This is a genomic window from Alkalibacterium indicireducens (assembly GCF_039522005.1).
Classification (GTDB): Bacteria; Bacillota; Bacilli; order Lactobacillales; family Carnobacteriaceae_A; genus Alkalibacterium; species Alkalibacterium indicireducens.
Genome location: NZ_BAAADA010000112.1, coordinates 1 through 11,384, shown reverse-complemented (window position 1 = coordinate 11,384; position 11,384 = coordinate 1). Strand labels below are relative to the sequence as shown.

The 11,384-nt window shown below is 42.4% G+C and carries 9 protein-coding genes; 8 read left to right on the top strand and 1 reads right to left on the bottom strand.

Features of this window, described 5'->3' with window-relative positions:
* The first annotated feature begins 541 nt into the window (after positions 1 to 541).
* The 3 genes from mnmA (at position 542) to recD2 (ending at position 5,084) form a co-directional block, all read left to right on the top strand.
* On the top strand, positions 542 to 1,669 hold the full coding sequence (gene mnmA, locus ABFX15_RS06920) for a tRNA 2-thiouridine(34) synthase MnmA (protein WP_346024734.1): 1,128 nt from the start codon (positions 542 to 544) through the stop codon (positions 1,667 to 1,669).
* A gap of 204 nt (positions 1,670 to 1,873) precedes the next feature.
* The gene (locus ABFX15_RS06915; RefSeq protein WP_346024733.1) at positions 1,874 to 2,629 is read left to right on the top strand and encodes an AraC family transcriptional regulator; all 756 of its coding nucleotides are present in this window, start codon (positions 1,874 to 1,876) and stop codon (positions 2,627 to 2,629) included.
* 55 nt (positions 2,630 to 2,684) lie between these two features.
* A complete protein-coding gene (gene recD2 / locus ABFX15_RS06910) occupies positions 2,685 to 5,084 on the top strand; it encodes an SF1B family DNA helicase RecD2 (RefSeq protein WP_346024732.1) in 2,400 nt (799 codons plus the stop codon).
* A 65-nt stretch (positions 5,085 to 5,149) separates the two neighbouring features.
* Here recD2 and ABFX15_RS06905 read toward each other — a convergent pair whose 3' ends face one another.
* Positions 5,150 to 6,064, bottom strand: a complete 915-nt coding sequence (locus ABFX15_RS06905; RefSeq protein ID WP_346024731.1) for a diacylglycerol/lipid kinase family protein — start codon at positions 6,062 to 6,064, stop codon at positions 5,150 to 5,152.
* Between the two features lie 185 nt (positions 6,065 to 6,249).
* Between ABFX15_RS06905 and ABFX15_RS06900 the strand changes: the two genes are divergently transcribed.
* From ABFX15_RS06900 to ABFX15_RS06880, 5 genes are all read left to right on the top strand, one after another.
* The gene (locus tag ABFX15_RS06900; RefSeq protein WP_346024730.1) at positions 6,250 to 7,143 is read left to right on the top strand and encodes a YitT family protein; all 894 of its coding nucleotides are present in this window, start codon (positions 6,250 to 6,252) and stop codon (positions 7,141 to 7,143) included.
* A gap of 322 nt (positions 7,144 to 7,465) precedes the next feature.
* Positions 7,466 to 10,114 carry an alanine--tRNA ligase gene (gene alaS, locus ABFX15_RS06895; protein WP_346024729.1) on the top strand — a complete coding sequence of 883 codons (2,649 nt, stop codon included), beginning with the start codon at positions 7,466 to 7,468 and terminating at the stop codon, positions 10,112 to 10,114.
* 157 nt (positions 10,115 to 10,271) lie between these two features.
* The gene (locus tag ABFX15_RS06890) at positions 10,272 to 10,529 is read left to right on the top strand and encodes an IreB family regulatory phosphoprotein (protein ID WP_346024728.1); all 258 of its coding nucleotides are present in this window, start codon (positions 10,272 to 10,274) and stop codon (positions 10,527 to 10,529) included.
* Entirely contained in the window at positions 10,530 to 10,952 is a 423-nt protein-coding gene (gene ruvX, locus ABFX15_RS06885; RefSeq protein WP_346024727.1) for a Holliday junction resolvase RuvX, read from the top strand.
* A gap of 16 nt (positions 10,953 to 10,968) precedes the next feature.
* Positions 10,969 to 11,274, top strand: coding sequence for a DUF1292 domain-containing protein (locus tag ABFX15_RS06880; protein ID WP_346024726.1), 306 nt, complete (start codon positions 10,969 to 10,971; stop codon positions 11,272 to 11,274).
* The last annotated feature ends 110 nt before the right edge of the window (positions 11,275 to 11,384 follow it).

The following is an 11,384-nucleotide window of genomic DNA, read 5'->3' as shown; positions in this document are numbered from 1 at the left end:
TTTTGAGCCTACCCATATCCGATTCCTCTGTCTGCATGAAATCTGTGCAGACAAGAATGGAGTTCGTAGGAAGCCCCCACTTCAAAATCCGGAGGATTTAAGTGGTGGGTAGTTCACTGACAGCTTATTGATTTAGAGAATAGTTTACTTCCACTATAGAGACTCTAGTGGAAGTTTTACTACCTAAGAAGGCTTAAACTACAGCTATAGCCCTTCTGGTGACATTTTCCCAGACGATCGAATCTGTAAGGTATAACTAGATCGCGTCTAGTTATACCTGTTGGAAAAACTGAGCCATACAGGTCCAGCTAAATAGTCTGTAATGACAGATAATCAAGCGAATAACGGAACAAACTGACGACAGAACCGATACAGTTAAGGTAATCAATACCATATGAAACCTTATTTCATAAGAATCTCCTAAAAAAGTCCGGGATGACTTGATTTCTTCTTTTTAGTAAGTATAATGAAACAGACTGGAAACTTACGAACCTTCAATTCGTGCAAGTGTACAGAATTTAATTGAAATGATGGTGAAGTGATGACAAATGCTAACAGCAATACTAGAGTAGTCGTCGGAATGAGTGGTGGAGTAGATTCCTCTGTGACGGCGTTATTATTGAAAGAACAAGGCTACGATGTAGTCGGCGTATTTATGAAAAACTGGGATGATACTGACGAGAATGGGGTCTGTACGGCTACTGAAGACTACAAAGATGTCGCTCTGGTAGCGAACAAAATCGGCGTGCCCTATTATTCAATCAATTTTGAAAAAGAGTACTGGGACAAAGTCTTTTCTTACTTCCTTGAAGAATATAAAAGCGGGAGAACACCTAATCCTGATGTCATGTGTAACAAAGAAATCAAATTCAAGGCGTTCCTAGATTATGCTATGAGTCTGGGTGCAGACTATGTGGCTACGGGACACTATGCTAGAGTCAGACGCGAGGAAGATGGAACAACACATCTGTTAAGAGGAGTCGATTCCAATAAGGATCAGACTTACTTCCTTAATCAGCTGTCACAGGATCAGTTGTCCCGAGTGATGTTCCCTCTTGGTGAGATGGACAAAAGTGAAGTCAGAAAAATCGCTGAGGAAGCAGATCTGGCGACTGCCAGGAAAAAAGATTCGACTGGAATCTGCTTTATCGGAGAAAAGAACTTTAAAGAGTTCCTGATGAACTATCTTCCAGCTCAGCCTGGACAAATGGTGACTGAAGATGGTGATGTAATGGGGCAGCACGATGGATTGATGTACTACACGATCGGTCAGAGAAAAGGATTAGGTATTGGTGGAAACGGAACGTCTAATGAGCCATGGTTCGTTATCGGTAAAAATCTTGAAACTAACGAGCTGATCGTTGGACAAGGCTTTACTCATCCGCACCTGTATGCGACTCATCTGACAGCGAGTCAGTTTTCTTTTACAACGACTCAGGAGCTGCCTGAGACATTCGACTGTACAGCTAAGTTCAGATACCGCCAGACAGACGTCAAGGTTACGGTAGACTGGAACAAAGAAGATAATACGGCCGTTGTTACCTTCGATGAACCGGCCAGAGCGATCACACCCGGACAAGCTATTGTCTTTTATGATGGAGATGTCTGTCTTGGAGGCGGTCTGATCGATAAAGCATACAAGGAATCCGAACTGCTTCAATATATTTAAGACGCATTACTTAAGACCATGAGAAACTGACAGTCCCTGCCTGATTAATAGTGTCAGGGAGAATACTGGACCAGCTGCTCCTGGTCTTTTTTGCATTAATTGTCTATTGCTCTAGGACCTTTAGCCACAATGTGATCTCATCATTTATGATAGAAGTAAAATAAGGTATAATTAAAAGCGAACTTCGGAGGGAGGGGAACTTGTATGTATTTTTTTGAGAAGCATGGGATGGATGAGACGCAGACATTTAATTATGCTGAACTGATAAACAGTTCCTTTCCATTACATTTTCATAGAGCTTATGAAATTATCATAGTTGAACAAGGGGAAATGACTGTCAAGATCGAAGGGAAATCTTATTATCTTTCAGAAGACGAAGGAGTATTCATTTTTCCTAATCAGCTTCACGAACTGATTACTGAGAATCAGTCCCACTGCAGGCTCCTGATCTTTTCTCCTGAAATGGTCAAAGACTTTTATTCAATGTACAAGCATGCTGTTCCTGATAACAACACAATAACAGTGAATGCCGATATTAAAAAGGAGAATATGACGTCTGTTTTTTCACAGAAAAGCATTCTTTATAAATTCTGTGACGAACTTACACGATCCACGACTTTCAGTCAGCGGATCCTTCCGTCAAAAACAAAAATCATTCAAACTATTCTCCTTTACATTGAGGAGCATTACTATGAGGACTGCACCCTCAAGACGGTGGCTCAGGACATTCAGTACGACTATGCTTATCTTTCCAAGCTTTTTTACCAGTACACCGGTATGTCATTTACGGAATACTTGAACCGATACAGAATTACACAGGCGGTTTATTTTTTGAACAGCACAGACCTGCCAGTGAAGGAAATTGCGCATCAATGCGGCTACAATACATTAAGAACTTTCAATAGAAATTTTAAATTATATCAGTACAGTTCACCGACCGATTACAGAAACAAGCGCTAGACGGAGTGGTGAACAGGGATTTATCATCTGAATTACATAGAGAGGAGGGATCGGCATGCAGCAGAATCTTTTTGATAAAGGAAACGAACATTTTGTCACGGGTGAAGTATTATCCATCTACTATTCCAATCCCTCAAATTTTTATAAAGTGATGCTGATCAGCGTGAACGAATCGAGTGACACGCTCAAGGAGAAGGAACTGGTTATTACCGGGAATTTTGGTCAGATTCAGGAAGGGGATCAGTACAAATTTATCGGCAAGTGGACAGATCATCCGAAATATGGTGTTCAGTTTCAGTCGATTAAATATCTGAAAGAGAAACCATCCAGTGAAGAAGCGATTGTCGCTTATCTGTCAAGCCCGCGGTTCAAAGGAATCGGTAAAAAGAGTGCGCAGGCGGTGGTCAACCACTTAGGGATTCACTGTATCGACAGGATTTTGGAGGACGAGTCAGTTCTGGACACAATTCCAGAACTTAACAGCAAAAAAAGACAGCAGCTGATTACCGTGCTGGATAAGGAACAGGGCATGCAGAAAATAATCATTGCACTGAATGATTTCGGTCTCTCCAATCAGCTGGCCTATAAGGTATATCAGCGTTTCGAAGGCAATACGTTAAGTACGATACAGAAGAACCCGTATATCTTGATCGAAGAAATTGAAGGTATAGGATTTAACCGGGCGGATGCCATTGCTGAAGAAATGGGGATTGAAGGGGATTCGCTGGAAAGAATCAAAGCCGGCATCCTATATACGCTGGAAGAACAGACGATGAAAAGCGGGGATACATTTGTAGATGCGGAATATCTGCTGAAGCATACGATCGAAATCCTTGAAAAAAGTCGTCCGTTTTTGATCAATCCTGATAAAGTAGCAGAAGTCGTAATCGAACTGGTGGAAGATCAGGCAGTCATTAAAGACGAAACTCGGTTTTATCTCCCGTCACTTTATGCATCCGAGTGGGGCATTGCGAATGCATTCGACCGACTGCTCGATGAAGGAACAGATGATGAAGATGACAAACGTATCGATAAGGCCATCGATGAGTTTGAGTTCAGACGAAGCATTGCTCTGGGAGACTCTCAGAAAAAGGCTGTAAGAGATGCTCTGAAGTCCCCAGTATTTGTTCTGACAGGAGGGCCGGGGACAGGGAAGACGACTGTTCTCGAGGTCATTGTTTCTGTTTTTGCTGAACTGAATGAGTTGAGTCTGGATCCGGATGATTACAGTGGTCAACCATTTCCGGTGCTGTTGGCTGCTCCAACGGGACGAGCAGCAAAACGAATGAAAGAAACGACAGGCCTGCCTGCGTCAACTATCCATCGTCTGCTCGGGCTGACTGGATCTGATGATGAAGAAGAGTTGCAGGAATCAGAGAAAGTGTTAAAAGGCTCATTACTGATCATTGATGAAATGTCGATGGTAGACACATGGCTGGCCTATCAGTTGCTTAAAGCTGTTCCTGACGACATGAAAGTGATAATGGTCGGTGATAAGGACCAGCTTCCTTCAGTAGGACCCGGTCAGGTACTGAAGGATATCCTTGACAGTAATGTTGTTCCTTTTCAGGAGCTGACAGATATTTACCGACAGGGCATCGATTCGTCAATTGTTACGCTCGCCCATGAAATAAAAAAAGGCGCTCTTCCTGAAGATTTCAGTGAAAAGAAGCAGGACCGTAATTTTTTCACCTGCAGTACCCAGAAGGTTCAGGACGTCGTCACTCTGCTGGTCTCAAAAGCGATCGAAAAAGGATATACCTCTCAGCAGATACAGGTACTGGCACCTATCTATAAAGGCGCAGCAGGGATAAACGAACTGAACAAGCTTCTACAGAACCTGTTCAACCCTGGATCTAAACGAAAAAAAGAGGTCAAGCAGCCTGATGGTGTTTACCGGGTAGGGGACAAGGTGCTTCAGCTAGTCAACGATCCGGAAAGAAATGTATTTAACGGTGATATGGGATATATCGTAGGGATAGTTTCAGCTAAAGAATCAGAACTTAATGCGGAAGAACTCGTCATTGATTTCGATGGCACAGAAGTATCTTATCCTAGGGCGGAATGGAACAAGATTACCTTGGCTTACTGCTGTTCTGTACATAAATCACAGGGCAGTGAATATGATATGGTTATTCTGCCGCTAGTATTTGGCTATGGCAGGATGCTGAAAAAGGATATTGTCTATACTGCAATAACCCGAGCCAGTCAAACGCTGCTTCTATGTGGAGAGCGTCGGGCATTTGAAAAAAGCATCACTGAGCATACGACTTCCCGGCAGACATCTCTTGCAATGAGGCTTTCATCACTATCTGAAGAAAGCACACAAGAAAAAGAAGATAACTCAGATGGAGAACGCGATGATGAAGAAAAGAATGTTTACATCCTTACACCTGAAGCGGTCGACTCATTCAGTATCGATCCGATGATTGGCATGGAACAGTGTCAGCCCTAATAATAGCCCCCCTTGCGTCTGGAGTTCCTGTTAGCTGGGGGGCTGTAGCTGTAATTATAGGATTGTCAGACCCAGAAATGTTGTTTGATCGTATCGATTGTAATCGAGTGAGTATGTTTCTCTATAAGTTCGCCATCACGCTGGCCGTACTGAGGAGTATCGAACATCAACGTACAGGACTTTACTCGGTAAGAATGCATCTTTTTATGAGACAGATGAGACTCACTGGATAATATTCTATATAAAATCTGAAGAAGTTCCAGGAAACTGAATTTTTCAGCAATCACGATATCGATGTACTGATCTTGCGGATCTGCCAGTGGATGAATCGGAATACCTCCGCCGAAATACTTATGGTTGGCACAGACGATAAGAAGAATTTCGTCGAATGACAGATTCAGACTTTCACTATGAATACTCATGGAAAATGATTTCTGAGCAAAATAGGCTGAAAGAACAGACAGTAAATAAGAAAACTTCCCAGTGGTCTGCTTTTTATTGTTATTATCAAGTTTGGCAATTACCATGCCGTCGATACCAAAACCCAAACTGTTTACTGCAATAAGATTTTCGGCTTCGGACACTCCTGTTATGACGTCAAGCTCTGTTTCTTCAGTTTTTGAGAGTATCCGTTCAAGAGATATTTCGATCGATCTGGATAAGTCATGAGAACGCGCAAAGTCATTTCCTGACCCAGTAGGCAGATAAGAAACGGCTCGTTTCTTAGCCGATCTGCAGATGCCTTCAACTACTTCATTTAATGTCCCGTCACCACCTACAGCAATGATAAGACAGTCGTCCGCCTTTTCATCTGAAAAAGTACAGGCGAGCTCTACCGCATGCCGCTTATATTGCGTTGTATGTATTTCATAAGTAAGAGAATACCTAAGCATATGGTCTCTAATTGCTTTCCTTGTATGTTTGCCTTTTCGTGAAAACTCGTTGACTATAAAAATTAGATGAGTATAATTGCCAGCCATTTCAGTCACCAACTCTATTTGATATAGCTATAGTATACGTTAAAATAAGATTTTTGTAAGGATATTTTGAGTTTAATAAGATTTTTGACAAACTGACCTGATAGTGGTTGTTACTTCTTTGCTAGACATGTTAAAATAGGCTAGTTGCAATCAAAATGAACAAATACCCTATTAGGAGGAATAAAATGTTACGAGTAGCAAAACGATACACATTGAGTGCGGTGGATTATGTCTATATCATTTTCGGGTCTTTTCTGACAGCTATAGCCTTCCAGGTCTTCCTGCTTCCAAATAATATCGTATCAGGAGGCGTATCTGGTCTGTCCATCGCAGCCAATGCCATGTTCGGATGGAGTCCGTCGCTGTTCCAGTATTCACTAAATATACCGCTGCTCGTACTCTGTTTTGTTCTTCTGGGAAAAGCTGCCGGGTATAAAACGATTCTCGGCAGCCTGCTGTTGCCCTTCTTTTTGAGCTTCATTGGTCACTTTCCTGCGCTGACTTCTGATCCACTTCTGGCGGCACTGTTCGGTGGGGGACTGACTGGACTGGGTGTCGGAATCGTATTCCGTGCAAAAGCGTCAACAGGAGGTACAAGCATAATTGTACAGATCCTTTATCAGTTCCTTCATTTGCAGCTGGGACTGAGCACCATCATGGTAGATGGTTTGGTGATCCTGATCGCTCTTCTGGTATTTGATGTAGAAACAGTCATGTATTCACTAATTGCTCTGTTCATCGTATCTCGTACGATTGACTTGGTTCAGCTCGGCTTTAACAGAAACAAAAATGTCTTCATTATCTCTGATAACCCACAGGATATCAGAGAAGAGATTCTGCACACGATGCAGCGCGGTGTTACAAATCTGGGCATTCGTGGTGGATATGGAAATACTGACAAGGAAATGCTGATGGCAGTAATTCAGGAAAGAGAATTCACTCTGCTTAAAGAAACCGTGCTTAAAGCTGATGCGGATGCATTCGTCGTGGCCATGCCGGCAAGCGAAGTGCTCGGAAGAGGGTTCAGCCTGGAAAAATACTTTATTCATCATGAGACAGACCGGACAGATGATGAATAAGATAGAAAAACTGTCAGGTCAAGCATATTGACTGGAGAAGGAAACTGCGCTATACTTTTATCAATTGAAAAGGTCATGCTGAAGGTATAAAAAGTTAGAGAGACATTCACTCCGGTGAAAGAATGTCAGAAGTCTTTGGTGCTCCCTTTTAACTCTGCATAAGAAATTATGCCGCTTTCTCGGCGTTAACGAGACTGAAGAGGTAATGACTGGCTGAATAGAAGTTATTGCAAACAAGGTGGTACCGCGTAATCACGTCCTTGTGTGCAGTAACTGTATTCAGTCTTTTTTTATGGCATTAAAAATTGAAAGGACGAGTCGAATGAAAAAATTAACTAGTGCAGAACTAAGACAGATGTATCTTGATTTCTTTAAAGAAAAGGGACATAAAATAGAAAAAAGTGCATCGCTGGTACCTGTGGAGGATCCCTCATTACTGTGGGTGAACTCCGGAGTAGCAACGATGAAGAAATATTTTGACGGTACGGTCAAACCTGAAAACCCACGCATTGCTAGTTCACAGAAGAGTATCAGAACAAACGATATTGAAAATGTCGGAGTAACTGCCAGACACCATACCTTATTTGAAATGCTTGGAAACTTTTCGATCGGTGATTACTTCAAGAAAGAAGCAATCATCTGGGCATGGGAATTTCTGACTGACGAGAAATGGATGGCGCTTGATCCGGAGAAACTTTATGTGACGATCTATCCGGATGATGAGGAAGCAGAACGGATCTGGAAAGAAGAAGTCGGACTCGATACATCTCATATCGTTAAAGAAGAAGGAAACTTCTGGGATATTGGTGAAGGCCCGTGTGGACCAAACTCTGAGATCTTCTATGACAGGGGAGAGGCCTTCAACGACCTCCCTGAAGGGCATGAAGAGAATTATCCTGGTGGAGAAAATGAACGCTGGCTTGAAATCTGGAACCTGGTCTTCTCGCAGTTCAATCATAAACCTAATGATGTCTATGACCCGCTTCCAAACAAGAACATCGATACAGGAATGGGTCTTGAACGTATGCTGTCCATTCTTCAGGACACACCAACTAACTTTGAAACAGATCTGTTCATGCCGATCATTGAACATGTAGAGGCTATTTCAGGCAAGTCCTATAAAGATAATGCAGAATCAAAAGTCAGCTTCAAAGTCATTGCCGATCATGTACGTGCATTGTCATTTGCGATCAGCGACGGCGCATTGCCTTCCAACGAAGGAAGAGGGTATGTCTTAAGACGACTGCTTAGAAGAAGTGTCATGCATGGCAGACGACTATCTATCGAGAAGCCTTTTCTCTCTGAACTTGTTCCTGTTGTGGCTTCGATCATGAAGGAACATTACCCAGAAGTTGATAATGCAGTCGAATTCATTTCAAAAGTCATTTTGAATGAAGAGGAACGTTTCCTTGAGACGCTGGCTGCCGGACTGGATAAAGTAAATGAACTGGTCGACACGTTAAAAGAAGCTGATCAGACTGTTTTATCTGGAAAAGATGTCTTCCAGCTATACGATACATTTGGATTCCCGGTGGAACTGACTGAAGAAGTTGTAAGTGAACAGAATCTGACAATCAATTATCCTGAATTTGAAGAAGAAATGTCTAAACAGAAAGAGCGGGCAAGAGCTGCACGTCAGGCTGAAGGATCGATGGCTGTTCAGTCTTCTCTGTTAAGTGATCTGAAAATCAAGAGTGAGTTCACTGGGTATACTGAAGACGAAGAAGTAAGCAAGCTGACGAGAATCATTAAAGACGAAGCTTTTGTTGACAGTGTGTCTTCCGGTGACTCAGCCCAGCTCATATTCAGTGCTTCTCCTTTCTATCCTGAAAAAGGTGGACAAGTTGGAGACAGCGGGCTGATATTGGACCAGAACAGCACCGTTCTGGCAGAAGTAAGTACAGTGAAATCCGGCCCAGATGGGCAGCCTGTTCATATCGCTTCAGTTAGACAGACTCTAGCTGTCGATCAGGAATACAAACTGGTTATTGACAGAAAACGTCGCCGGCTGATCGAACGAAATCATACAGCTACTCACCTTCTCCACCGGGCACTGAAAGATGTTCTGGGGGATCACGCTAATCAGGCAGGGTCATTAGTTGAAGAAAATCATCTGCGTTTTGACTTTACCCATTTTGGGCAAGTCACAGATGATGAGCTTAAGCAAATGGAACAAATCGTCAACGAAAAGATTCAGGAAAATCTTATTGTTGAAACTGTTGAGACTACACTTGAAAAGGCGAAGGAACTTGGAGCAATGGCACTGTTCGGAGAGAAATATGGGAAGAATGTCAGAGTAGTCATGATCGGTGATTTTTCTAAAGAGTTATGTGGAGGCACACATGTAAAAAGTACAGCGGAAATCGGGTTGTTTAAAATCACTTCTGAAGCTGGTATAGGAGCAGGCACAAGAAGAATTACTGCACTGACCAGCGAGGGAGCGTATCAGTGGATGGAAGAGCAGCTGAGAGTACTGAATGAAGCATCAAGATTAATGAAAGTTCAATCCGTTCATGAAGTCCCTTCCCGAATCGAAGGCCTGTTTAAAGAGCTTAAAGAATTGAACCAAGCCAACGAATCGCTGCATTCAAGGCTGGCTAATGCACAGGCGGAAGAAGTGTTTACTCGTGTACAGGACGCTGGCCAGTTGACATTTATTTCAGAAGAAATCAAGGCGAAAGATATGAGTCAGTTGAGACAACTTTCAGACAAGTGGAAACAGGAAGGATATTCCGATGTACTTGTTCTAGGCTTGAGAAACGAAGAAAAAGTCAACTTGATTGTTTCCATGAATCAGAAAGCAGTTGACCTGGGACTTAAGGCTGGAGATCTTATCAAGGCAATCTCTCCGTATGTGAACGGCGGCGGTGGAGGCCGACGGGACTTTGCTCAGGCAGGAGGAAAAAAACCTGAAGGTCTTGAGCAGGCATTATCAGAAGTATCTGACTGGATAAACGGACAGCTCAGTTAATAAAACATTATAATTCAACTCATATTTATTCCAATATATAAATGATATCTAGATTAGATTGTACTTTGACCTCATTTCTAGTAAAATATAATCAGATAGAAACTTATGAAAACAGTTCAATAAGTTTTTTTACGGAAAAGTATGGAGGGAACAACTAATGACTTCAAATGACCATACCGTTCGATTTAACGTTGAAAATGTTGACGGACACAGTGTAGAAGATACATTGAAATTAGTATACAGAGCTCTGGAAGAAAAAGGATATAATCCGATCAATCAGATTGTCGGCTATCTGCTGTCTGGAGATCCTGCTTATATTCCAAGACACAATGATGCGCGTAATCTGATAAAACGACATGAACGTGACGAAGTGCTGGAAGAACTGGTGACACATTACCTTAAGAGTGAGAAATAGATGAGGGTAATGGGTCTGGATGTCGGTTCCAAGACGGTCGGTGTTGCAGTCAGTGATCTTTTCGGATGGACCGCTCAGGGAATAGAGACGGTTCAGATCAGAGAAGCAAAAAATGAACTGGGATTCGATCGTCTGAAAGAGCTGATCGACGAATATGAGATAGAGAAAATAGTTGTAGGTCTTCCGAAAAATATGGATGGTTCGATCGGGAAGCGGGCAGAACAGTCCTTGTCCTACGGCGAACAGCTTGAAACTCTATTTGGACTTCCGGTAATCTATCAGGATGAACGTCTAACGACTATGCAGGCAACACGTATGCTGATTGAAGAGGGAAATACATCCAGAAAAAAAAGAAAAAAAGTAATAGACAAGCTGGCGGCAGTGATGATTCTTCAGAATTATCTCGATCAGCAGTCAAAATAATCGAGGAGGCACAAACATGACAAACGACCATAACCATGATCATGAACACGAGCACGAATATATTACAATCATAGATGAAGAGGGGAACGAAGATCTTTACGAAATTCTTTTCACTTTCGACTCTGAAGATTTTGACAAATCATACGTACTTGTCTTCCCATCAGGCACTAGTGAAGGAGAAGAAGTTGAATTATCAGCTTTTTCTTATAAAGAAGCAGACGGTGGACTGGAAGGTACACTGAGTGCTATCGAAACAGATGAAGAATGGGAAATGATCGAAGAGGTTCTCAATACATTCATCAGTGACGAAGAAGCCGATTAATTAATCGTAAAATCAGGATGGAGAAACTCTCCATCCTTTTTTTCGTGCGCCCGGCATGGGCGACAACTTGGTGGTGAAAGTCCACTACAGACTTGGCAGTAGGAACTGTT

What these genes read in the sequence shown, in the direction of transcription:
- mnmA (WP_346024734.1), top strand. Translation starts at nt 542, where the DNA reads ATGACAAATGCTAACAGCAATACTAGAGTAGTCGTCGGAATGAGTGGT.
- ABFX15_RS06915 (WP_346024733.1), top strand. Translation starts at nt 1,874, where the DNA reads ATGTATTTTTTTGAGAAGCATGGGATGGATGAGACGCAGACATTTAAT.
- recD2 (WP_346024732.1), top strand. Translation starts at nt 2,685, where the DNA reads ATGCAGCAGAATCTTTTTGATAAAGGAAACGAACATTTTGTCACGGGT.
- ABFX15_RS06905 (WP_346024731.1), bottom strand. Translation starts at nt 6,064, where the DNA reads ATGGCTGGCAATTATACTCATCTAATTTTTATAGTCAACGAGTTTTCA.
- ABFX15_RS06900 (WP_346024730.1), top strand. Translation starts at nt 6,250, where the DNA reads ATGTTACGAGTAGCAAAACGATACACATTGAGTGCGGTGGATTATGTC.
- alaS (WP_346024729.1), top strand. Translation starts at nt 7,466, where the DNA reads ATGAAAAAATTAACTAGTGCAGAACTAAGACAGATGTATCTTGATTTC.
- ABFX15_RS06890 (WP_346024728.1), top strand. Translation starts at nt 10,272, where the DNA reads ATGACTTCAAATGACCATACCGTTCGATTTAACGTTGAAAATGTTGAC.
- ruvX (WP_346024727.1), top strand. Translation starts at nt 10,530, where the DNA reads ATGAGGGTAATGGGTCTGGATGTCGGTTCCAAGACGGTCGGTGTTGCA.
- ABFX15_RS06880 (WP_346024726.1), top strand. Translation starts at nt 10,969, where the DNA reads ATGACAAACGACCATAACCATGATCATGAACACGAGCACGAATATATT.